Origin of the sequence: Streptomyces sp., from assembly GCF_031181705.1 — a bacterium.
Lineage (GTDB): Bacteria > Actinomycetota > Actinomycetes > Streptomycetales > Streptomycetaceae > Streptomyces.
The window spans coordinates 18,380-41,697 of the sequence record NZ_JAPSKN010000029.1 but is presented as its reverse complement, the minus strand read 5'-3'; the positions used below and the strand labels follow the sequence as shown (position 1 = coordinate 41,697).

The 23,318-nt window shown below is 72.2% G+C and carries 18 protein-coding genes; 5 read left to right on the top strand and 13 right to left on the bottom strand.

Annotation, left to right across the window (positions count from 1 at the left end):
- Positions 1-18: 18 nt before the first annotated feature.
- A complete protein-coding gene (locus RIN80_RS08940; RefSeq protein ID WP_309094983.1) occupies positions 19-1,845 on the bottom strand; it encodes a gamma-glutamyltransferase in 1,827 nt (608 codons plus the stop codon).
- 267 nt (positions 1,846-2,112) lie between these two features.
- Between RIN80_RS08940 and RIN80_RS08935 the strand changes: the two genes are divergently transcribed.
- Positions 2,113-2,781: a hypothetical protein gene (locus RIN80_RS08935; protein WP_309094982.1), complete on the top strand. Its 669-nt coding sequence runs from the start codon at positions 2,113-2,115 to the stop codon at positions 2,779-2,781.
- 19 nt (positions 2,782-2,800) lie between these two features.
- Here the strand turns inward: RIN80_RS08935 and RIN80_RS08930 are convergent, their stop codons facing one another.
- The 9 genes from RIN80_RS08930 to RIN80_RS08890 all read right to left on the bottom strand — a co-directional run bounded on the left by RIN80_RS08930 (position 2,801) and on the right by RIN80_RS08890 (position 13,679).
- On the bottom strand, positions 2,801-4,330 hold the full coding sequence (locus RIN80_RS08930; protein WP_309094981.1) for an NCS1 family nucleobase:cation symporter-1: 1,530 nt from the start codon (positions 4,328-4,330) through the stop codon (positions 2,801-2,803).
- 134 nt (positions 4,331-4,464) lie between these two features.
- Entirely contained in the window at positions 4,465-5,487 is a 1,023-nt protein-coding gene (locus RIN80_RS08925; RefSeq protein WP_309094980.1) for a TIGR03842 family LLM class F420-dependent oxidoreductase, read from the bottom strand.
- 11 nt (positions 5,488-5,498) lie between these two features.
- Positions 5,499-6,884 carry a dihydropyrimidinase gene (hydA, locus tag RIN80_RS08920; protein ID WP_309094979.1) on the bottom strand — a complete coding sequence of 462 codons (1,386 nt, stop codon included), beginning with the start codon at positions 6,882-6,884 and terminating at the stop codon, positions 5,499-5,501.
- Positions 6,885-6,975: 91 nt separating this feature from the next.
- The gene (locus tag RIN80_RS08915) at positions 6,976-7,818 is read right to left on the bottom strand and encodes a nitrilase-related carbon-nitrogen hydrolase (protein WP_309094978.1); all 843 of its coding nucleotides are present in this window, start codon (positions 7,816-7,818) and stop codon (positions 6,976-6,978) included.
- Between the two features lie 155 nt (positions 7,819-7,973).
- Positions 7,974-9,572: a PucR family transcriptional regulator gene (locus RIN80_RS08910; protein WP_309094977.1), complete on the bottom strand. Its 1,599-nt coding sequence runs from the start codon at positions 9,570-9,572 to the stop codon at positions 7,974-7,976.
- A gap of 28 nt (positions 9,573-9,600) precedes the next feature.
- On the bottom strand, positions 9,601-10,887 hold the full coding sequence (locus RIN80_RS08905) for an aspartate aminotransferase family protein (protein WP_309094976.1): 1,287 nt from the start codon (positions 10,885-10,887) through the stop codon (positions 9,601-9,603).
- Positions 10,887-11,729 (bottom strand): nitrilase-related carbon-nitrogen hydrolase, encoded by an 843-nt coding sequence (locus tag RIN80_RS08900; RefSeq protein WP_309094975.1) that lies wholly within the window; start codon positions 11,727-11,729, stop codon positions 10,887-10,889. Before RIN80_RS08900 ends, RIN80_RS08905 begins: the two co-directional genes overlap by 1 nt.
- Positions 11,730-11,899: 170 nt before the next feature.
- Positions 11,900-13,318 (bottom strand): hypothetical protein, encoded by a 1,419-nt coding sequence (locus RIN80_RS08895; protein WP_309094974.1) that lies wholly within the window; start codon positions 13,316-13,318, stop codon positions 11,900-11,902.
- Positions 13,319-13,427: 109 nt separating this feature from the next.
- Complete coding sequence (locus tag RIN80_RS08890; protein ID WP_309094973.1) at positions 13,428-13,679, bottom strand: helix-turn-helix transcriptional regulator; 252 nt, start codon at positions 13,677-13,679, stop codon at positions 13,428-13,430.
- A 32-nt stretch (positions 13,680-13,711) separates the two neighbouring features.
- Here RIN80_RS08890 and map point away from each other — a divergent pair, with 32 nt between their 5' ends.
- Positions 13,712-14,479 carry a type I methionyl aminopeptidase gene (gene map / locus RIN80_RS08885; protein WP_309094972.1) on the top strand — a complete coding sequence of 256 codons (768 nt, stop codon included), beginning with the start codon at positions 13,712-13,714 and terminating at the stop codon, positions 14,477-14,479.
- Between the two features lie 178 nt (positions 14,480-14,657).
- Positions 14,658-17,180: an ATP-dependent Clp protease ATP-binding subunit gene (locus RIN80_RS08880; protein ID WP_309094971.1), complete on the top strand. Its 2,523-nt coding sequence runs from the start codon at positions 14,658-14,660 to the stop codon at positions 17,178-17,180.
- Between the two features lie 103 nt (positions 17,181-17,283).
- Here RIN80_RS08880 and ggt read toward each other — a convergent pair whose 3' ends face one another.
- Positions 17,284-19,083 carry a gamma-glutamyltransferase gene (gene ggt, locus RIN80_RS08875; RefSeq protein WP_309094970.1) on the bottom strand — a complete coding sequence of 600 codons (1,800 nt, stop codon included), beginning with the start codon at positions 19,081-19,083 and terminating at the stop codon, positions 17,284-17,286.
- A gap of 104 nt (positions 19,084-19,187) precedes the next feature.
- Here ggt and RIN80_RS08870 point away from each other — a divergent pair, with 104 nt between their 5' ends.
- Together RIN80_RS08870 and RIN80_RS08865 are read left to right on the top strand one after the other, a co-directional pair.
- A complete protein-coding gene (locus RIN80_RS08870) occupies positions 19,188-19,952 on the top strand; it encodes a hypothetical protein (RefSeq protein WP_309094969.1) in 765 nt (254 codons plus the stop codon).
- 116 nt (positions 19,953-20,068) lie between these two features.
- Complete coding sequence (locus RIN80_RS08865) at positions 20,069-21,637, top strand: CocE/NonD family hydrolase (RefSeq protein WP_309094968.1); 1,569 nt, start codon at positions 20,069-20,071, stop codon at positions 21,635-21,637.
- A 221-nt stretch (positions 21,638-21,858) separates the two neighbouring features.
- Here the strand turns inward: RIN80_RS08865 and RIN80_RS08860 are convergent, their stop codons facing one another.
- The gene (locus RIN80_RS08860) at positions 21,859-22,602 is read right to left on the bottom strand and encodes an amino acid ABC transporter ATP-binding protein (protein WP_309094967.1); all 744 of its coding nucleotides are present in this window, start codon (positions 22,600-22,602) and stop codon (positions 21,859-21,861) included.
- Positions 22,603-22,743: 141 nt separating this feature from the next.
- Positions 22,744-23,151 (bottom strand): DUF6278 family protein, encoded by a 408-nt coding sequence (locus RIN80_RS08855; protein ID WP_309094966.1) that lies wholly within the window; start codon positions 23,149-23,151, stop codon positions 22,744-22,746.
- Between the last annotated feature and the right edge of the window lie 167 nt (positions 23,152-23,318).

Below are 23,318 nucleotides of genomic sequence, written 5' to 3'. Positions count from 1 at the left end.
CGGCGCGCGGGGAGGCGGTCACCGGCCGACCGCGTACCCCTGCATGCCGCGCGGGTTCGCCGCCGCCGACAGCACGCCCGTCTCCGGGTCGCGGGCGACCGCGCAGAGCCGGCCCTCCGACCAGGGAGCGCCGACGGTCACCTCATGTCCGCGCCGCCGCAGCTCCGCGACGACGGCCGGGTCGGTCCGGGCCTCCACGGTCACGCTGCCCGGGCGCATGCCACGCGGGTAGAAGGAACCGGGGAAGCCGTCGTTGTGCCAGTTCGGGCTGTCGATCGCGCCCTGCAGGTCGGGACCGCCGCGGACCCGGGGGCGCAGCGCGAGGGCCAGCAGGAAGTGCAGCTGCCACTGGTCCTGCTGGTCGCCGCCGGGCGTGCCGAACGCCAGGACGGGCACGCCCTCGCGCAGCGCGATCGACGGGGACAGGGTGGTGCGGGGGCGGCGGCCGGGGGCGAGGGTGGCGGGCAGGCCCTCCTCCAGCCAGGTCATCTGCAGCCGGGTGCCGAGCGGGAAGCCGAGTTCGGGCACGACGGGGTTGGACTGGAGCCAGCCGCCGCTGGGTGTGGCCGAGACCATGGTGCCCCAGCGGTCGACGACGTCGAGGTGGCAGGTGTCGCCCCGGGTGCTGCCGTCGGGGAGGATCTCCGGCTCGCCGGGCACGGGTGAGCCGGGGAGTTTCGCGACCGTCGGCTCGCCGATGCCGAGCGCGTCGAAGCCCTCCTGCGCGGCGGCGGCCACGCACGCGTGCGCGCCCAGGCGCGGGGTGCGCCCGCCCGGGCTGCCGGGCCGCAGACCGTGCTCGGCCCGCTCGCCGACGAGGGCGCGGCGGGCCGTGTTGTACGCGGGTGACAGCAGGTCGTCGAGCGGCACGTCGGCGGCGTCCCCGTACCAGGCCTCCCGGTCCGCCATGGCGAGCTTGCAGCCCTCGACGAGGAGGTGGACGTAGTCGGCCGAGCCGTACGGTGGCAGCTCGGGCGGGAGCAGGGCGAGCTGCTGCAGGAGGACCGGACCCTGGCTCCAGGGGCCGGGCTTGCACACGGTCCAGCCGTTCCAGTCGTACGTCGCCGGTGTCTCCCAGGTCGCGGACCAGGCGGCGAGGTCGGCGGCGGTGAGGGTGCCGGTGTGGCGGGTGCCGCTGGTGTCGAGGGTGGGGCGGGCGGCCTGCCGGACGAGGGCCTCGGCGATGAATCCGGTGCGCCAGACCTGCCGCGCCGCGTCGATCCGCGCCTCCCGGTCCCCGGCTCCGGCGGTCTCGGCGAGCAGGCGCTTCCAGGTGGCGGCGAGCGCGGGGTTGCGGAACAGCTCCCCTGGGCGTGGTGCCTTGCCGCCGGGCAGGTACACCTCCGCCGAGGAGGTCCACTCGGTCTCGAAGAGTTCCCGTACGGTCTCGACGGTCTGGCCGAGGCGCTCCACGGGCGGGTGGCCGTGCTCGGCGTATCCGATGGCGTACTTCAGGACGTCGTCGAGGGACTTGGTGCCGTGGTCGCGCAGCAGCAGCGCCCAGGCGTCGAAGGCGCCGGGCACGGCGGCGGCGAGCGGGCCGGTGCCGGGGACGAGGTCAAGGCCGAGGCCACGGTAGTGCGCGACGGTCGCCCCGGCCGGCGCGACGCCCTGCCCGCACAGCACCCGCACCTCGCCGCCGGGCGGAGCGAACAGCAGGGGCACCTCACCGGCCGGGCCGTTGAGGTGGGGTTCGACGACCTGCAGCACGAAGCCGCCCGCGACGGCCGCGTCACAGGCGTTGCCACCGTCCTCCAGCACGGCCATCGCCGTCTGCGAGGCGAGCCAGTGGGTGGAGGAGACCATGCCGAAGGTGCCCTGGAGGGTGGGGCGGGACGTGAACATGCGGCTGGTCACCTCTCGTCGTCGTGCGCCACCCGTCCCCTTCCCCCTGTCGCGGCCCCGACAAAACCCGGGCGCCGGAGCGGGTGCGCAAATCCCCCACCCGCCGCGCAAACGACCGGAATCACAGGCGTCCGTGGTGAGCCCCCGTCACCGCGCCACCACGCAGCGAGTTCGCACTTCCGCCCCACAGGGACTCGTGTGACACTGTCGTCCCCGTCCGCCGTGCGGACCCGTTCCGCACCGTCCGTCCCCCACGAGAAGGGCGCCGTGCGTTCCCTACCCCTTCCCCTGGCCCTGACCGCACGCCTGTCGCCGGTGGCCGTGCTCGCCGCGGCGGGCTGGGCGCTGTCGTCCGGTCCGCTCGCCGCGCCGAGTGCCGCCCAGCACAAGCCGGCCGAGGAGAGGACCGAGACCCGGTCCGCCTCCACTCCCTCGACGTCGACGGAGTCGAAGACGTACGCGGCGGCGCCCGCGCCGTGCGAGAGCGTCGCGAAGGAGACGATCGAGTCGCTGGTGCCGGGCGCCAGGCCGGCCGGCAAGGAGATTCCGTCCACGGACGCGAAGCTGCGCCGGACCTGCTCCTGGAACGCGCTCAAGGGCTACGACTACCGGTGGCTCGACGTGTCCTACGAGGTGATGGCGTCGGACGAGGCGGCCGAGAAGTCGTACCGGGAACAGGTGGAGCGGAAGAGCGGCGGCGGGGCCGTCCCCGGTCTGGGAGACAGCGCGTACTCCGTCGTGAACCTCACCACCGAGGACAAGCAGCAGACCCGCGAGGGCGTCGTGATCGCCCGCGCCTCCAACGCGCTGGTGACGATCACCTACAACGGCAGTGACTTCGAGTCGAAGAAGGCGCCGGACACGGACACCGTCAACAAGGGCGCCATCAGGGCCGCGAAGGAGGCCGTGGCCGCGCTGGAGAGCGAGAAGGGCTGAGCGCCCTCCAGCGCGGCGGTCACCCGGCTCGGCGGGCCGCGCGGCCGCGCAGCGCCATCAGCAGCAGGTACAGCACCATCGATGTGCCCAGGCCCACGGCCCAGCCGTAGTCGGCCAGATCCGCCAGTGCCGGGATGGGACGGCCGTCGACGAGCGGCTTGAAGCCGGCGCCGCCGACGGCGAGGACACCGCCGGCCGCGAAGGCGACGACGGCCCGCCAGTTCCAGCCACCCTCGTACCAGTAGCGGCCACCCGGGCGATACAGGTCGGCGAGGTCGAGCCTGCCGCGGCGCAGGATCCAGTAGTCGGCGATGAGGATGCCCGCGACGGTGCCGAGCAGGCCGCCGACCAGGCCGAGCCAGGTGAAGATGTAGCCCTGCGGGTCGGAGTACAGCTTCCACGGGAAGATCAGCACGCCGAGGACGCAGGTCGCGAGGGCGCCGGCGCGGAAACTGATGCGCCGCGGCGCGATGTTGGAGAAGTCGAACGCCGGGGAGACCAGGTTGGCCGCGACGTTGACGGACAGGGTCGCGACCAGGACGGTGACCAGCGCGAAGAGCAGGCCCACGGTGTTGTCCGTCTTGGCGGCGAGCTGCACCGGGTCCCAGATGGCCTCGCCGTAGACGGCCTGGGAGCCGGAGGTGACCATCACCGAGAGGAACGCGAAGAGCGTCATGGTGGTCGGCAGGCCGAGGGCCTGGCCCCAGGTCTGTGCCTTCTGGCTTTTGCCGTAGCGGGTGAAGTCGGGGATGTTCAGCGACAGCGTGGACCAGAAGCCGATCATGCCCATGAGGGCGGGGGCGAACAGTGTCCAGAAGTCGGCGCCCCAGCCGAGTTTCGAGGGCTGGTCCAGCAGCGGTCCAAAGCCACCCGCCTTGTCGCTCATCCACCACAGCATCACGAAGGCGCCGACGAGCACGAAGGGCGCCGCCCAGTTCTCGAACCGGCGGATCGTCTCCATGCCCCGGTAGATGATGACGACCTGCAGCGCCCAGAAGATCGCGAACGACAGCCACATGGTCCAGGCGTAGCCGCCGACCTTCGCCGCGTCCGTCCAGCCGGTCCCGACGAGCTTCCCGGCCAGGAAGTAGATGGCCTCACCGCCGATCCAGGTCTGGATGCCGAACCAGCCGCAGGCCACGAGCGCTCTCACGACGGCGGGCAGGTTGGCGCCGCGGATGCCGAAGGAGGCGCGTGCGAAGACCGGGAAGGGTATCCCGTACTTGGGTCCGGCGTGCCCGGTGAGCAGCATGGGTATCAGCACGATCACGTTGGCCAGGGCGATGGTGAACACCGCCTGCTTCCAGTCCATGCCGACGGCGATGAGCCCGGAGGCCAGGGTCCAGGAGGCCGTGTTGTGGGCCATGCCGACCCACAGCGCGGAGAAGTTGTACGTGGTCCAGGTGCGCTTGGCGACGGGGACCGGCAGCAGGTCCTCGTTGGCGTAGGGGCCGCTCGGCGCCGGAGCGCCCGGGGCGATCTCCACCCGGCCGTCGGCGAGGGTGACTTGGGTGGTCGGCGGGGTGGCCGTGGGAGCGGTATCGGTCATGGGCCGGGCCAATCGGGAGGTGGGACGGGAATGGCCGTGCGGGTGATGCCGACGGGGGGTGCGCCCGGGAGCGTCCTGCGCCCCCTTCCCGGGCCGGGGGAAGGGGGAGTCGAAAGGGGTGTGCGCGACAGGGGTCAGTCGTGGAGGGCTGGGATCACCCGGGATCCGTAGGCGTCGATCACGGCTTCCTGCGCGTCGTGCATGTCGTAGACGGCGAACTGGTCCACGCCGAGTTCGCGCAGTGCGTTCAGTTTCTCGACGTGCCGCTCCACCGGTCCGATCAGGCAGAACCGGTCGACGATCTCGTCGGGCACGAACCGGGTGTCCGGGTTTCCGGCGCGGCCGTGATGGGAGTAGTCGTAGCCCTGGCGGGCCTTGATGTAGGCGGTGAGTTCGTCCGGGACGGCAGCCGAGTGCTCGCCGTACTTGGAGACCAGGTCGGCCACGTGGTTGCCGACCATGCCGCCGAACCAGCGGCACTGCTCGCGCGCGTGGGCGAGCGCCTCGGGCGAGTCGTCCTCGGTGACGTAGGCGGGGGCGGCCACGCAGACGGTCACCTCCGACGGGTCGCGTCCGGCGGCGACGGCCGCGTCCTTCACGGCCTTGACCATGTACTCGGTCAGGTACAGGTCGGCCAGCTGGAGGATGAACCCGTCCGCCTCCTCGCCGGCCATCTTCAGGGCCTTGGGGCCGTACGCGGCCATCCACACGGGCAGTTCGGCGTCCGGCTTGATCCACGGGAAGCGGACGACGCTGCCGCCGCCGAGGTCGGCCTCCCGGCCGCTGCCGAGGGCCCGGATGACCCGCATGGCGTCGCTGATCCGGGCCAGGGTGTTGGGTTTGCGTCCGGCCACGCGCATCGCTGAGTCGCCGCGGCCGATGCCGCAGACGGTGCGGTTGCCGAACATGTCGTTGAGGGTGGCGAAGGTGGAGGCGGTGACCTCCCAGGTGCGGGTGCCCGGGTTGGTCACCATGGGCCCGACCTTGAGTTTCGTGGTGTTGGCCAGGATCTGGCTGTAGATCACGAACGGCTCCTGCCACAGCACGGCGGAGTCGAAGGTCCAGCCGTGGGTGAAGCCGTTGCGTTCCGCGCGCTTCATCAGGCTGATCACCCGCGAGGCCGGCGGGTCGGTCTGCAGGACGAGTCCGAAGTCCATGCCCACCACTCCTAGTCGAGGTACTGACAAGTCGAACGCGGGATGAAGACGCCGTGTCCGGCGTGCCCGGTGTACTCCCGCTCGGTGACGACGGGGACGCCGCGCGAGAACACCGTCTCGACCCGGCCGGTGACCCGCCTGCCCTCGTACGCCGAGTAGTCGACGTTCATGTGGTGGGTCTCGGCCGAGATGACCTGCTCGGCGTGCGGGTCGTAGATCACCACGTCGGCGTCGGCGCCCGGCGCGATGGTGCCCTTCTTGGGGTAGAGGCCGAACATGCGGGCCGGGGTGGCACAGGCGATCTCGATCCAGCGGCGGCGGCTGATGTGCCCGTCGACGACGGCCTGGTGGAGCAGGTCCATGCGGTTCTCCACGCCCGGCAGGCCGTTGGGGATCTTGGAGAAGTCGCCGCGGCCGAGTTCCTTCTGGCCGGTGAAGCAGAAGGGGCAGTGGTCGGTGGAGACGACCTGGAGGTCGTTCGTGCGCAGGCCCTGCCAGAGCTTCGCCTGGTGCTCGCGGGGGCGCAGGGGCGTGCTGCACACGTACTTGGCGCCCTCGAAGTCCGGCTCGGCGAGGTTGTCGGTGGACAGGAACAGATACTGCGGGCAGGTCTCGCCGAAGACGGGCAGCCCCTCGTCGCGGGCCCGGGCCAGTTCGGCGACCGCCTCCATCGCCGAGACGTGCACGACGTAGAGGGGAGCGCCGGCCACCTGCGCGAGCCGGATGGCACGGTGGGTGGCCTCGGCCTCCAGCAGGGCCTTGCGGACCTCGCCGTGGAAGCGCGGGTCGGTCTCGCCGCGGGCCAGGGCCTGTTCGACCAGGACGTCGATGGCGATGCCGTTCTCGGCGTGCATCATGATCAGGCCGCCGTTGTCGGCGGAGCGCTGCATGGCGCGCAGGATCTGGCCGTCGTCGCTGTAGAAGACGCCCGGGTAGGCCATGAACTGCTTGAAGGAGGTGACGCCCTCCTCGACCAGCAGGTCCATCTCCTTGAGCGTGTCCTCGTTGACGTCGGAGACGATCATGTGGAAGCCGTAGTCGACCGCGCAGTTGCCCTCCGCCTTGGCGTGCCAGGCGTCGAGGCCCTCGCGCAGACCGTGGCCGACGCTCTGCACGGCGAAGTCGATGATCGTCGTCGTGCCGCCCCAGGCGGCGGCGCGGGTGCCGGTCTCGAAGGTGTCGGAGGCGAAGGTGCCGCCGAAGGGCAGCTCCATGTGGGTGTGGGCGTCGACGCCGCCGGGGATGACGTACTTTCCGGCGGCGTCGATGGTGCGGTCGGCGGTGAGAACTCCGGGCGCGGCCAGGGCGGCGATGCGGCCGTCTTCGATCAGGACGTCGGCGTGGACTTCGTCGGAAGCTGTGATGACTAGACCGCCGTGGATCAGTGTTCGGGTCATCGGGCGCTCCTCAATGTGGATACGTGCGGGTTCGTCGTGGCTGGTCGCGCGCACGCGGCGGCAGCCGCATATCGCATACGGCCCCGCGCCCCTAGAGGTCCGTCAGCGGACCGTACGTGGCGGGCGCCCGGTCCCGGTAGAACTGCCAGCGGTCGCGGACCTCGCGGAGCCTGGCCAGGTCCAGGTCGCGGACGACCAGTTCGGGCGCCTTGTCGCCCGCCACCTCGCCGACGAACCGGGCCTCGGGGTCGACGAAGTACGAGGTGCCGTAGAAGTCGTTGTCGCCGTACTCCTCCACGCCGACCCGGTTGATCGCGCCGATGAAGTACTCGTTGGCCACGGCCGCCGCCGGCTGCTCCAGCTGCCAGAGGTAGCCGGACAGGCCCCGGGAGGTGGCGGAGGGGTTGAAGACGAGTTCGGCACCCGCGAGGCCCAGCGCCCGCCAGCCCTCCGGGAAGTGCCGGTCGTAGCAGATGTAGACGCCGACCCGGCCGACCGCCGTGTCGAAGACCGGCCAGCCGGAGTTGCCCGGACGGAAGTAGAACTTCTCCCAGAACCCGCGTACTTGCGGGATGTGCGTCTTGCGGTACTTGCCGAGGTAGGTGCCGTCCGCGTCGATCACGGCGGCGGTGTTGTACAGGACGCCGGGCTGCTCCTCCTCGTACATCGGCAGCACCAGGACGAGGCCCAGTTCCCTCGCCAGGGCCTGGAAGCGGCGGACGATCGGGCCCTCGGGGATCTGCTCGGCGTACTCGTAGAAGGCCGGGTCCTGCACCTGGCAGAAGTACGGGCCGTAGAACAGCTCCTGGAAGCAGAGGACTTGGGCGCCCTGCGCGGCGGCGTCGCGGGCCGCCTGCTCGTGGACCTGGATCATCGACTCCTTGTCGCCCGTCCAGGCGGTCTGGAAGACGGCGGCACGGATCACTCGGCTCATCGGGACCTCCGGTCGCTCGGTGTGCCGTGAGCCTAGGAAGCCGGGACGCCCTCTTTGAGTGGCACCGTGTCACGTCTCGGGGCGTGCGGCGTGCCACCGTGTCACTCTCGCGAAGGCCCATGTTTCACCGCCGTTTTCCCAGGTGGTTGCGTGTTTCAGTGGTGTTGCGCGTCGTGCGCGAGGAGTGCGATGTGCACCGAGGCGGCCTGCTCGAAGTCGTCGAGGTCCACCCCGAGGCGGACCTGTATCGCCTCCAGGCGGCGGTACAGGGCCGGCCGGGAGACGTGGTGGAGCTGGGCGGTGCGGGACTTGTTGCGGCCGGTGGCGAGGTAGGTGCGCAGCACGGACAGCAGGTCCCTGTCCGCCTCGCACAGCAGCCCGTCCAGTTCCCGCTCCGCGAAGGACTGCACGTGCGGGTCGTCCCGCAGCAGGCGGATCAGCCCGCGCAGGTGGACGTCCCTGAGGCGGACCACCGGGGGCAGGTCGAGGGCGGCGGAGGAGCCGGCGACGGCGTCCGCGACGTGCTGGGCCTCGCGCAGGCCGGTGGGCACGTCGTCCCAGGCGAGACGGGGTTCGGCCGCCGCGACGACCGTGCCGTCCGTGCCGGACTCCGTGCGCAGCCGGGTCGCGAAGTGCGTGGCGAGGGCGCCCGCGTCCTGGTCGCGGGCGAGGCTGAGCAGCACGGCGGTGGCGCCATCGGCGAGTTCGGCGACCAGCCCGGACAGACCGAGCAGCCGCAGCAGCCGTTCCAGGCGGGCGACGTCGCCGTCGCGGACGACCAGCGGCACGAACGTCCGCCGGTTGACCGGCAGTCCGGCCGCCCGTGCCCGGGGCAACAGGTGCCGCGCCGGTACGACGCCGCTGACCAGGTCGGTCAGCAGGCCCTGCGCGGACTGCTCCTCCCAGGAGCACCCGGCGCCCCCGCCGAGCATGCGGTGCAGGACGAGGGCCTCGGCGGCACGGTCGGCCAGCAGCCGTCCGGTGGCGGTGTCACCGCGGTAGCCGCACAGCACGATCCGGCCCCAGCGCTCCCCGCGCCCGCCGAGTTCGGCCCGGATCCAGCCGTCGCCCCCGGCGCCTGCCCCAGTGCCTGAGCGTCCTGGGCGGTGCCCCCATGCCTGCCGGGCGATGCGCTCCCAGTCGCGCAGCACGTCGTCGACCGCGGGCCGCTCCCCCGCCGTGCCGAGGACGCGGTGGGCGAGGTTGGTGACGACGACCGGGCAGGCGCTGTGCCGGGCGACCTCGTCGAGCAGGCGCTGCAGCGGGGCGCCCGCGGTGATGAGGGCGGTGAGTTCGGTGCGGACGGCCTCGGAGAGGCTGACGGCGGCGAACTTGCGCCGCACCAGCCGGGACTGGACCTCCTCGGTCAGTTCGGCGAAGGGGAAGGGCCGGTGCAGCACGACCATCGGCAGCCCGCACCGCTCGGCGGCCCGGCGCATCACGTCCGGCGGGGAGGGGAAGGCCCGGCCGAGTCCGAGGACGACCGCCGCCGCCTCGGCGCGGTGCAGCGAGCGCACGTACTCGGCCTGCTTGTCCTCGTCGCCGGCGAGCAGCACGCCGGTGGTGAGGACCATCTCGCCGCCGCTGAGCATGACCCCGACGTCGGCGGCCTCGGCGACGTGCACCCACCGCACGGGCCGGTCGAGGTGGCCGGCACCGGCCACCACCTCGGGCTCCCCGGCGAGCACCCGCTCCAGGGCCAGGACCTGCCGGACCGACAGGGCCGGTTCCGGGGGATCCAAGGTGATGGTCATGGTGTCGGTTCCCTTGTTCGGTCCACCGCTACGTGATGCTCCGCAGAGCGTTCTCGAGGATCGCGGCACCCTCCTCGGCCTCCGCGACGTTGAGGGACAGGGGCGGGGCCACGCGCAGGGAGCTGGTGTTGTGGCCGCCGCCCTTGCCGATCAGCAGGCCGCCCTCGCGGGCCGCCTCCAGGACGGCCGCCGCGGTCGCCGGGTCGGCCTCGTCGGTGCCCGGTCTGGTGATCTCGATGCCGATCACGAGGCCGCGGCCGCGGACCTCCCGGACGGCCGGGACCTGGGCGGCGGCGGCCCGCAGCCGTTCGATGAGCAGACCGCCCACGCGTCGGGCGTTGCCCTGGAGGTCGTGTTCCAGCAGGTAGTTGAGGTTGGCGAGGCCCGCCGCCATGGTGATCTGGGTGCCGCCGAAGGTCGAGATGCTGTTGGAGTCCAGGCAGTTCATGATCTCGGCGCGGGCGACGACCCCGCCGATGGACATGCCGTTGCCGATGCCCTTGGCGAAGGTCATGATGTCCGGCGGTCCGTGCTGCCCGTGGGCCTGCCAGCCCCAGAAGTGCTCGCCGGTGCGGCCCCAGCCGGTCTGCACCTCGTCGGCGATCCACAGGATGCCGCGCTCGTGCAGCACCTCGCGGAAGGCGGCGTAGAGCCCGTCCGGCGGGGAGGTGAAGCCGCCGACGCCCTGGATGGGCTCGGCGATCAGCGCGGCCGGCGCACGGGTGTGGCCCAGCAGGTCGACCAGGTCGTCCACGCAGGCCGCGATGAAGTCGCCGTCGCTCAGCTCGGCGTACGGGCCGCGGGTGCGCACGCCGCCGTGCACGTACAGCGTCTGCAGCGGGGACAGTGAGGTCGGGGACCAGCCGCGGTTTCCGGTGATGCCGACGGAGCTGAAGGAGCGGCCGTGGTAGCTGTTGCGCATGGCCAGGACGGTGTTGCTGCGCCGGTACGTCGTGGCGAGCAGCAGGGCGGTGTCGTTGGCCTCGGTGCCGGAGGTGGTGAAGAAGACACGGGCGTCCGGGATGCCGCTCAACTGGGCGATGCGCTCGGCCAGTTCGACCATCGGGCGGTTGAGGTAGAGGGTCGAGGAGTGGATGATCCGCCCGGCCTGCTCGCTCACCGCCTTGGTCACCTCGGGCAGCGCGTGCGCGGTCATGGTGGTGAGGATGCCGCCGAAGAAGTCGAGGTAGCGGTTGCCCTCGGAGTCCCAGACGTGGCGGCCCTCGCCGTGGGTGATCTCGATCGGCTCCTCGTAGTAGAGGGCGAGCCAGTCGGGGAGCACGGCCCGGTGGCGGCCCAGCAGGTCGTGGGTCATCACGGCCGCACCAGCCCTTCGTAGGCGTCGGGGCGGCGGTCGCGGTAGAAGGCCCACGTCTGCCGCACCTCCTCGATCAGGTCGAGGTCGATGTCCCGGACCACGAGCTCCTCCTTGCTGTCGCTGGCGACGTCCCCCACGAACTGCCCGCGCGGGTCGACGAAGTAGCTCGTGCCGTAGAAGTCGTTGTCGCCGTACTCCTCCTGTCCGACACGGTTGATCGCGGCGATGTAGTAGCCGTTGGCGACGGCCGCCGCGGGCTGCTCCAGCCGCCACAGGTGGGCCGACAGGCTCCGGTGCGTGGCGGAGGGGTTGTAGACCAGCTGGGCCCCGGCCAGGCCGAGTTCGCGCCAGCCCTCCGGGAAGTGGCGGTCGTAGCAGATGTAGACGCCGACCTTGCCGACGGCCGTGTCGAAGACGGGCCAGCCGAGGTTGCCCGGCTTGAAGTAGTACTTCTCGCGGAAGCCCTTCAGCTGCGGGATGTGGTGCTTGCGGTACTTGCCGAGGTAGCTGCCGTCGGCGTCGATCACGGCCGCGGTGTTGTAGTAGAAACCGGGCTGCTCGGCCTCGAACACCGGCGCGACGATCACCATGCCGGTCTCGCGGGCGAGCGCCCGCATGCGCCGCACGGTCGGCCCGTCGGGGACGGGCTCGGCCCAGCGGTAGTGCTCCGGTTCCTCGACCTGACAGAAGTAGGGGCTGTTGAACACTTCCTGGAACCCGATGATCTTCGCGCCCCGGCGGGCCGCCTCGCGGGCGTGCTCCTCGTGTTTCGCCACCATGGACTCGGTGTCGCCGGTCCAGGTGGCCTGGACCAGAGCGGCACGTACGACGTTGGCCATGAGCTGCTCCTTCGACGCGACGTCTGCGCCTCTACGCCCGTAGAAGCGAGCCGTAGAGCCACGAACGTAAGCCTCCCGCCGGGGCTTGCCAAGACCATCGTCGCCAACCCGCGGGGCAGCGCGCGATTCGCACTCCGGTGGGTGAGTCGCCGGGGCCACGGCGTCGCCGGTCAGGCGGGGTGTCCGGCGACCCGGAGCGCGTGCACGAGATCCCAGCGGCGCTCGTCCGACACGCCCGCGGCGGCCTGAAGCAGGAGCGGTACGAGGCGCTGCGGGTCGGGCGCGGCGCTGCGGGCGGCCTCCTCGGGGGTGCGGGCCGCGACGTAGGCGTCGAGGAGCACGCGCACCTCACGCCGGCGCCCCGCGTCGACCAGCCCGAGGACGGCCCGGCCGATCTCGCCGGGCGGGCGGGCGACGCCCTGCCGGAGCATCTGCCGCGCGTCGCCCGCGCGCCCGGCCGCGGCCAGGGCGTCGGCGGCGGCGACCAGCCGCCCGGCCGGCAGCGAGGCGGCCTCCCAGAGCAGGGTCTGCCAGTCGGCGTCCAGCCCGGCGCTGTGCAGCAGCTCGGCGAGCAGCGGGAACCGGGCGGGCCCCCAGGCGGCGGCCTCGACCAGCAGGGCGTGCGCCTCGCCGCTTCGCCCCTCCCCCCGCAGCCGCGCCAGCGTCTCCACGACCCTGGCCACGTCGTCCCGGTCGGCGTCCCCGGCGGTGAGGTCCTCCCGAGCCGGGCGCTCCCTCACCGCCTCCTCGGCGGCCCCGGCGAACCGGGCACCCCGGGGTGAACGCCCGGCGCCCGGGGCATCGGGCCCGGGCAGCACCGGCACGACAGCGGTCTGCGGCACGACCACGGGCTCGGCGTCCTCGTCCACGACCCCGGCGAATCGCGCACCGCCGCGCCGGCGCTTGCGGGGTTCGGGGGTGACGGGCCGGGGCGGGGAGGGGGTGGCCGAGGCGGGCACAGCGGAGGTGGTGACAGGGGGCGGGGCGGTGGCAGGGGCGGGGGTGGGAGCAGCCGGACCTGAGGCAGGGGCCGGAGCTCCGAAGAGGCTCGCGGCGGCCGGGTCGACGGACACCCGCTGCCCGTGCCGGTCCAGGCGGGCCGTCCGTGCACGCAGTTCCGCGCAGCGGGCCGTCGCGCGTGCGTGGTCGTCGTGGGCCCAGGCCAGGTCCAGGCGGAGAGCGTCCGCCTGGTCGCGGGTCGTGGCGGAGGCCAGCTGACGGGCCAGGGCGGCCTGGCGTTCCGCCGCGTACCTCTGCTCGCGGAGCATGACGTCGAGGCGATCGCCGAGGGCGTCCCGGCCACCGGGCCGGTCGTCGTACGCGGCGAGCGCGGCGGCGTGCAGGAAGCGGGCGTGTTCGGTCTCCGGGCCGGCGTGTCCCGGCCCGTACTGCCCGGCCAGGTCGCCCAGCAGGGACTCCACCACGTCCCAGGGCGGCATCTCGCGCCCGTCGAGGCAGGCCCGCATGCCCTCCGGGTCCCGCTGCCAGAACACCGCGCACCAGCCGCCGGACGGGTCGAGGCGCGCCAGGAGACCGTTCAGGTAGTTCGCGAACTCCCGCACCTCGGCCGGGAGTCGATCCGCCGTCATCGCTCAACTCCCGCCAGACCGGAGCACTCCGCCCCGTAGGCAACACCAGTCGTGTTACAGGGGTGCTACGGGGAGTTTTCCCCCGCGGAGCAGGCGCCTGCCGGGCCGGTCAGAGCGGCACGAGGACGCACTGCCCGGCCAGGTCGTCCATCGACAGCCCGAGCGCGCCGGCCAGCGCGGCCACCGTGAAGAAGGCCGGGGTCGGGGCCCGCCCGGTCTCGATCTTGCGGAGGGTCTCGGCGGAGATGCCGGCGCTCGCCGCGACCTCGGTCATGCTCCGGTCGCCACGCGCCTCGCGCAGCAGCCTGCCCAGCCGCTCGCCGCGTTCGCGCTCTTCGGGGGTGAGAGGGGTGCGCACCATGCCCCCATTCTAATACCGGTATAGTAATTGGCATGGTGGAGCTCAAGACAGACACATCGATCGATGCCATGTACGAGGCGGGACAGGTGGTCGCCCGCGCGCTGACGGCCGCGCAGAAGGCCGCCGACGTGGGCGTTTCCCTGCTGGAACTGGACGAGGTGGCACACGACGTACTGCGTGAGGCGGGCGCGACCTCGCCCTTCCTCGGGTACCGGCCGTCCTTCGCGCCGACCCCCTTCCCCGCCGTCCTGTGCGTCTCGGTGAACGACGCGATCGTGCACGGCGTCCCGACCCGTTACCGCCTGCGCGACGGCGACCTCGTGTCCATCGACTTCGGTGCCGAGTTGGGCGGCTGGGTCGGCGACTCCGCGCTGAGCTTCGTCGTCGGCACCCCGCGCGAGGCCGATCTGCGCCTGATCGAGACCGCCGAGCGGGCCCTCGCGGCCGGCATCGAGGCGGCCGTCGTCGGCAACCGCATCGGCGACATCGCCCACGCGATCGGCACGGTCTGCCGCGGAGCCGGCTACGGCATCCCCGACGGCTTCGGCGGCCACGGCATCGGCCGCCGGATGCACGAGGACCCGGGGGTGCCGAACGAGGGGCGCCCGGGGCGCGGCATGCGGCTGCGGCACGGCATGGTGCTGGCGATCGAGCCCATGGTCGTCGCGGGCGGCACGGACGACTACCACGCGGCCCCCGACGGCTGGACCCTGAAGACGAACGACGGCTCCCGCGCGGCCCACGCCGAGCACACGGTGGCGATCACCGACTCGGGACCGAGGGTCCTGACCGCGCGCTGACACGGCCGGGTTCGCCCGGATATGTCCCGAAGGTGCCCGTTGTCGGCGATCGTGCGAAGGTGTTCTACGAGCGCGCCCCAGGTGTAACGGGCTGCCACCCGGGTTACCCGACCCCGGCACGTCGACCAGCGAGGGCGTCCCCCGCCCGGGCGCCGGGGACGCCGGGAACGGAAGGCCCATGAGCAGCGGCTTCAGCAGCCCGGAGGGCTACGGCTCGGATCCCTTCGGAGAATTCCTCGCACGCTTCTTCGGCGGACCGCGCCCCGGTCCCCGGCAGATCGACCTGGGCCGGCTGCTCAGTCAGCCGGCCCGGGAGCTCGTCCGCGGCGCCGCCCAGTACGCCGCCGAGCACGGCAGCCGGGACCTCGACACGCAACACCTGCTGCGGGCGGCGCTCTCCACCGAGCCCACCCGGACCCTGCTCAGCAAGGCCGGCGCGAACCCGGACTCGCTGGCCTCCCAGATCGACGAACGCTCGGGCCCGGCCCAGCACTCCCCGGACGACGCGCCGCCGCCGACCGCGCTCTCCCTCACCCCGGCCGCCAAGCGGGCCCTGCTGGACGCGCACGACCTGGCCCGGGCCCGTGGCTACGGCTACATCGGCCCGGAGCACGTGCTCAGCGCCCTGGCCTCGAACCCCGACTCGGCCGCCGGGCACATCCTCAACGCGGCCCGCTTCGCGCCGTCCAGCCCGCCCGAGGCGCCGGAGGCACCGCAGGCCGAGCGGCCGCGCGCGACGAACACGCCGACGCTGGACAAGTACGGCCGCGACCTCACCGAGCTGGCCCGGCAGGGCCGGATCGACCCGGTGATCGGCCGGGACGAGGAGATCGAGCAGACCGTCGAGGTGCTCTCCCGGCGCGGCAAGAACAACCCCGTGCTGATCGGTGACGCGGGCGTCGGCAAGACCGCCATCGTGGAGGGCCTGGCCCAGCGCATCTCCGAGGGGGACGTACCGGACGTGCTGACCGGGCGCCGGGTGGTCGCCCTGGACCTGACGGGCGTGGTCGCGGGCACCCGCTACCGGGGTGATTTCGAGGAGCGGATGAACAACATCGTCGGGGAGATCCGCGCCCACTCCGAGCAGCTGATCATCTTCATCGACGAGCTGCACACCGTCGTGGGCGCCGGTGCCGGTGGCGGCGACGGCAGTTCCATGGACGCCGGCAACATCCTCAAGCCCGCCCTCGCCCGGGGCGAGCTGCACATCGTGGGCGCCACGACGCTGGAGGAGTACCGCCGGATCGAGAAGGACGCGGCACTGGCCCGCCGCTTCCAGCCCATCATGGTGCCGGAGCCGACCCCGGCCGACGCGATCGAGATCCTGCGCGGGCTGCAGGACCGCTACGAGGCCCACCACCAGGTCCGCTACACCGACGAGGCGCTGGTGGCGGCCGTGGAGCTGTCCGACCGCTACCTCACCGACCGCCGCCTGCCCGACAAGGCGATCGACCTGATCGACCAGGCCGGTGCCCGGGTGCGGCTGCGGGCGCGCACCAAGGGCACGGACGTGCGGGCCCTGGAGCGGGAGCTGGAGCAGCTGGTCCGGGACAAGGACCAGGCGGTCGCGGACGAGAGTTACGAGCAGGCCACCCAGTTGCGCGACCGGATCCTGGACGTGAAGCAGCGGATCACCGAGGCCGGCGGCGACGGCGAGGTCGACGAGGGCCAGGACCTGGTGGTCGGCGCCGAGGCGATCGCCGAGGTGGTGTCCCGGCAGACGGGCATCCCGGTCAGCAGCCTCACCCAGGAGGAGAAGGACCGCCTGCTGGGCCTGGAGGAGCATCTGCACGAGCGGGTCGTCGGCCAGGACGAGGCCGTCCGGGTCGTCGCCGACGCGGTCCTGCGTTCCCGCGCCGGGCTCGCCGCCCCCGACCGCCCGATCGGCAGCTTCCTCTTCCTGGGCCCGACGGGCGTCGGCAAGACCGAACTGGCCCGGGCCCTCGCCCAGGCCCTGTTCGGCAGCGAGGACCGCATGGTCCGCCTCGACATGAGCGAGTACCAGGAACGCCACACCGTCAGCCGGCTGGTCGGCGCCCCGCCCGGGTACGTCGGCCACGAGGAGGCGGGCCAGCTCACCGAGGTCGTCCGCCGCCACCCGTACTCGCTGCTCCTGCTGGACGAGGTGGAGAAGGCCCACCCGGACGTCTTCAACATCCTGCTCCAGGTCCTCGACGACGGCCGCCTGACCGACTCTCAGGGCCGCACGGTGGACTTCGCCAACACCGTCATCGTCATGACCAGCAACCTCGGCTCCGAGGCGATCACCCGCCGCGGCGGGTCCGTGGGCTTCGCCTCGGGCGGCGCCGACGCGGACGAGGAGGCCCGCCGCGAGCAGATCCTGCGTCCCCTGCGGGAGCACTTCCGCCCGGAGTTCCTCAACCGCATCGACGAGATCGTCGTCTTCCGCCAGCTCACCACCCAGCAGTTGCGCCGGATCACCGACCTGCTGCTGGACCGCACCCGCTCGCTGGTCCGGAGCAAGGGCGTCACGGTCGACTTCACCGACCGCGCGGTGGAGTGGCTGGCCGACCACGGCTACCAGCCGGAGTACGGCGCCCGCCCCCTGCGCCGCACCATCCAGCGCGAGGTGGACAACGAACTGTCACGCCTGCTGCTGGACGGCAGGGTCGCGGAGGGCGGCCGGGTGACGGTGGACGTGCAGGACGGTCGTCTCGCGTTCGGTACGGCGCCCCGGTAGGGGCGCGGGGAGCTGCGCGCCCAGGGCCTGTCGTGTGGTGTGTCGTGTGGATCATGCCGCAGACGTGATCCACACGACAGGCCTCAGCCCCCGCACCCGGCGCTCAGCGCGCCGGCCGCACCACCATCGCCGATCCTCCGCCCCGCCGCACGGTCTCGGCGGCTGCCAGCCACTTGCCGCCGGGCAGCCGCTGCACGCCCGTGGCCGCCCCGATCTCCGGGTTCGCCTTGAACGAGTGCCCGATCGCCTCCAACTGCCGCCGCACGTCGCCGTCGAGCCCCGGCTCCAGCTCCGTCTGCGCGGCGTTGCGCTGACTGGCCCGGGGCGCCGCGATCGCGTCGACCAGCGGCAGTCCCCGGTCGAGGAACCCGGTGAGCGTCTGCAGCACGGTCGTGATGATCGTCGCCCCTCCCGGCGAGCCCAGCGCCACCACGGGCCGGTCGTGCCGGTCGAGCACGATCGTCGGCGCCATGGAGGACCGCGGCCGCTTGCCCGGCCCGGGCAGGTTGGGGTCGTGCACGGCGGGGTTCGCCGGGGTGAAGGAGAAGTCGGTCAGCTCGTTGTTGAGGAGGAAGCCCCGGCCCGGCACGGTGATCCCGCTGCCGCCCGTCTGCTCGATGGTGAGGGTGTAGGAGACGACGTTCCCCCACTTGTCGGCCACGGTCAGATGCGTGGTGCTGTCGCCCTCGTAGGTGGTGGGAGCGGCCGTGCCACCGGCGTCGCACGCCTTCGGGTCGCGCGGATCGCCGGGCGCCACCGGGCTCGTGAGCACCGCGTCGTCCTTGATGAGGCAGGCGCGCGAGTCGGCGAACCGCTGCGACAGCAGCTCCTTCGTCGGCACGTCCTCGAACGCGGGGTCGCCCACCCAGCGCCCCCGGTCCGCGAACGCGATCCGGCTCGCCTCGATGAACCGGTGCAGGTAGGCCGCCCGGTCGGCCTTCGACAGGTCGGTCCGCTCCAGGATGTTGAGCGCCTCGCCGACCGTCGTGCCGCCGGAGGAGGACGGCGCCATGGAGTAGACGCCGAGACCGCGGTACGAGGTCCGGCTGGGTGCCTGGAGCCTGGTGCGGTAGGCGGCCAGGTCCCGGACGGACAGGTCGCCGGGCCGGGCGTTCCAGCCGGAGCCGGGGTCCACCGGCGGCTTGTTCACCGTCTCGACGACCTCCCGCCCGAGCCGGCCGTGGTAGAGCTCCCCTACCCCCTTGCGCGCCAACTCCGCGTACGTGCGGGCGAGATCGGGGTTCTTGAAGGTGGAGCCGACGACGGGCAGGCGGCCGCCCGGCAGGAACAGCTCGGCGGTGTCCGGGAAGTAGCGGAAGCGGGCCTCGTTGGAGGCGGTCTGCGAGCGGAACGTCTCGTCGACCGTGAAGCCGTCGCGGGCGAGTCGCTCGGCGGGCTTGAGGACGCTCGTGAGCCGCTTGCTGCCCCACCGGTCGAGGGCCGCCTGCCAGGTGGCGGGCGTGCCGGGCGTGCCGACGCTCAGGCCGCTGCTGACGGCCTCGGCGAAGGGGACGGGCTTGCCGTTCTCGACGAAGAGGTTCTCGTCGGCGCTCAAGGGGGCGGTCTCGCGGCCGTCGATGGTGCGCACCGTGCGGGAGCGGGCGTCGTAGTAGACGAAGTAGCCGCCCCCGCCGATGCCGGCGGAGTAGGGCTCGGTGACGCCGAGGGCCGCGGCCGTGGCGACGGCCGCGTCGACGGCGTTGCCGCCCTTCCTGAGGACCTCGATCCCGGCGGCGGAGGCGTCCGGGTCGACGCTGGAGACCGCGCCGCCGTAGCCGACGGCCAGGGGGGTCTTCCCACCGCCGGGGCTCTGCGCGGCGGGTGGCGCCGCCGCCCCCACCGAAGCCACCACGGCGGCCGAGACCGCCAGGACCGTCAGATTCCGCGCGACAGGGCGACGCATCCGCACCTCCAGGCAAAGGCAGTCCGCGCAGCTTAATTCATCGCCATGGCCTCGTCAGGAACGCGCCGAACGCGTGTCCGCGCGGACCGCTACCATGCGCGCCCATGAACGACGACGTGCGCAACATCGTCCTGGGCGTGATAGCGGCGGGCATCAGCGCCGCGCTCGGCTGGGTGGCCCGCACCTACCTGTACAGACGCAGGCTGCGCCGCAAGCAGGCGTTCTTCGGGCTGCCCGACAACTCCGAGTCCCTGCTGGTGGTGAACCGGGGCGCGGCGGGGCCGGAGCTCGCGGTGATGCGCTACGACGTGTTCGCGCTGCTCGAACTCGCCGCGCTGATCAAGGACTGCAACGCCCACGCCCAGATCCTCCCGCACGACACGGCGCGTCAAGGTTTCGGCGAGCGCACCGAGTTCTGCGTCGGCGGCCCGGCGTCCAACCGGCGGATGGCGGCCCACCTGTCCTCGCTGCTGCCGGGCGTGCGGGTGAACGTGGACGCCGAACCGGGTCCGGACCGGGGGTCGTTCCTGGTGGGCGCGGAGCGCTACCGCGTGGAGCACGGCCGGGAGGAGTACGCGCTGCTGGCCCGCCTCACCGCGGACCGCACCCACGACATCCGCCCGGTGTTCCTCTTCTGCGGCCAGACGTCGATCACCAACCAGGCCGCCACCCGTTACCTCGCCCGCCACCACGAGCGGCTGACCCGCAAGTACGGCAACAGCTCGTTCGTGCTGCTGCTGAAGGTGATCAACTCGCAGGCGTACGGACCGGACGTCGTCGAGCTGGTGGCGGACGTGACGCGCGCGGCGCAGGCGGCGCTGCCCGCGACCACGGGGGCGGCTGCACGCAACACACACCGCGCCTCCTGAAGTCCCGCACGGATCGACAATCGTTACTGGCACGTAACTTACCGACGGGTTACTCCTGGTAAGAGGCCGAGGTTACCGTTCGGTCACTTTGCACTGACACGAGTGAGGAGTGACCCGTGGGACCCCACCGCAAGGCCCTGCGCACCACCGCCGTAGGCGCCGTCTCGGCGACCCTGGTCGCCGGAAGCGCCCTCGGAATCGCCCCCACCGCCCAGGCCGCGCCGAACCCCGTCCGCTTCGTCGACATCGGCGGCGACGGCGGCACCGTCCTCAAGGCCAACGTCGTCACCCCGGCCGGCGCCGACGGCAGCCGGCGCTACCCGCTGCTCGTCATGCCCACCAGCTGGGGCCTGCCCCAGATCGAGTACCTCGCCCAGGCCCAGCAGCTCGCCGACTCCGGGTACGTCGTCGTCACCTACAACGTGCGCGGCTTCTGGCAGTCGGGCGGCGAGATAGAAGTGGCGGGCCCGCCCGACGTCGCCGACGCCTCGAAGGTCATCGACTGGGCGCTCGCGCACACCCCCTCCGACGCCGGGCGCGTCGGCATGGCGGGCGTCTCCTACGGCGCCGGCATCAGCCTGCTCACCGCCGCGCACGACGAACGCGTCCGCGCGGTCGCCTCGCTGAGCGGCTGGGCCGACCTGATCGGCTCGATCTACGCCGGGCGCACCCAGCACGTCCAGGCGGCCGCCCTGCTGGACGGCGCGAGCATCGTCACGGGCCGCCAGGGCGCAGAACTCCGGCAGGTCTTCGACGACTTCTACAGCTCCGACCTGGCGAAGGAGCCGGAGCTCATCGCCTGGGGGAAGAAACGTTCCGCTGCGACGTTCGTCGACCGGATCAACGACAACGGCACGGCGATCATGCTCGCCAACGCCTGGGGCGACTCGGTCTTCCCGCCCAACCAGTACGCCGACTTCTACGAGAAGCTGACCGGCCCCAAGCGGCTGCAGATGCGGCCCGGAGACCACGCCACCGCCGAGCTGACCGGTCTGTTCGGACTGCCCAACGACGTCTGGAAGGACACCGAGCGCTGGTTCGACCACCACCTGCGGGGCATGGACAACGGCATCGACCGCGAGCAGCCGATCCGGCTCAAGTCGCGCTCAGGGGGCGGTTACGAGGGCTACCCGGACTGGAAGTCGGTCGGAGCGAACGACCGGAAGATCGCCCTCGCGGGCTCGAGGACCCTCCACACCAACGTGAACTCGGGCGCGGACGGCGGGGTCGTCTTCCTGTCCAGCATCCTCGACCAGGTGGCCCAGCTGCCCCCGACGGCCTCGATCCCGCTGCTCCCGCGCCGCTGGGCCGCCGTGTGGCAGTCGGAGAAGTACGCCACGGCCCAACAGGTGCGCGGCACGGCCGGGTTGCACACCACCCTCACCCCGACCAAGGAGAGCGGCACCCTCGTCGCCTACCTCTACGACGTGGGGCCGCTCGGCCTCGGCAAGCTGGTCTCCCACGCGCCGTACACCTTCCACGGGCGCACCCCCGGGAAGCCGTTCGGCGTCGACCTGGAGCTGTACTCCACGGCCTACGACGTCCCGGCCGGGCATCGCCTCGCCCTGGTCGTCGACACGGTCGACCCGCTCTACATCGAGCACAACCCGTCCGGCGCGCAGCTGACCTTCTCCTCGCCGGCGAACGACCCGTCGTACGTGTCGGTTCCGCTGCGCGAGCAGTGATCTCCGGCTGCCGCCGGACGGGCCTGGCCGATGTGAACCACCGCCCCCGTGGCCTGGTGCCGCGGGGGCCGCGCCCGGCGGGTGACGCCCCGCGGACCGGGCGGGCGGTCTGCTCACCCCGAACGGATCGGCGGTCTTCGGTGAAGTCCCCCTCTCCGACAGGGATGAAGGGCACATCGTAGTCGAGGTCCGACACGATGGGTCTTCCGGTGCCCGCCCGTTCAGTGCTTGAGGATCTTGGAGAGGAAGTCCTTGGCCCGGTCGCTGCTGGGGTTGGTGAAGAACTCGTCGGGCGTGCGGTCCTCGACGATCCGGCCGTCCGCCATGAAGACGACACGGTTGGCGGCCGAGCGGGCGAAGCCCATCTCGTGCGTCACGACGATCATCGTCATGCCCTCGCGGGCGAGCTGCCGCATGACCTCGAGCACCTCGTTGATCATCTCCGGGTCGAGGGCCGAGGTCGGCTCGTCGAAGAGCATCGCCTTGGGCTCCATGGCCAGGGCGCGGGCGATCGCCACGCGCTGCTGCTGACCGCCGGAGAGCTGCGCCGGGTACTTGTCGGCCTGGTCGGCGACACCGACCCGCTCGAGGAGTTCCCGGGAGCGCTTGTCGGCGTCCTCCTTCTTGCGCCCGCGCACCTTGACCTGCCCCAGCGAGAGGTTCTGCAGGACGGTCTTGTGGGCGAAGAGGTTGAACGCCTGGAAGACCATGCCGACGTCGGCGCGCACCCGGGCCAGCGGCTTGCCCTCGTCCGGCAGCGGCTGCCCGTCGATGACGATCTGCCCGGACTCGATGGTCTCCAGCCGGTTGATCGCCCGGCACAGCGTCGACTTGCCCGACCCGGACGGGCCGATGACCACGACCACCTCCCCCCGGCCGACGGTGAGGTTGATGTCCCTCAGGACGTGCAGGTCCCCGAAGTGCTTGTTGACGTCACGCAGCTCGATCAGCGGATCGACGGCCATACTCAGCCCTACTCACTCTCAGCTGTGTGGTGGTTGCCGCAACGTATCCAGGCGCGATCGGATGTGTCGGGCGACACGCACTTTTCGATCATTAGCCGTATTTACGTCGGACTTTGGGCCAAAGGTTACGGCCCCGGGGGCTCAGGACTCCGCGACTTCGGCGTACAGCTGGGACAGTTCGGGCACGCCGTGCGCGGCCCACTCGTGACCGGAGTCGACGACGTCGAACTCCCGGCCGGAGGTGAGCCGTACGACGGGCTGCCCGTCGGACCGGATCTCCCAGGCGGCGCCGGGCACGGTCCGCACGATCACGGTGCCCAGGTAGAGCCCGGCGTCGTTGCCGAGCCAGGTCAGGGTCTCCTCGTCGTCCCGCCAGCGCGGGACGAGCTGGTCGAGCGCCTCCAGGGAGGCCGCCGAGTCGTCCAGCCGGACCCCCTCCCGGGACGCCTGGGAGCGGAGCAGTTCGCACTCGGCGAGGAGTTCCGCGATGCCCGCCGGATCGGGGAACCCCACCTTCTGGCGCCGGTGGCCCAGGAAAGGGATGTTCATATCTCCAGCGTGTCATTCGTACCGCCGTATGCACCACAGGGCGCGCGGACCCGGGGCGGTGGCCGAGTTCACGCCGAGTTCGCGCCGCGCTCGTTGACGAGTCCCCGGCGTCTCCCTAACTTCACCGTGCGCCTTGCGTACCGGCTGTCGTTGAGCCTTCTGTTCCG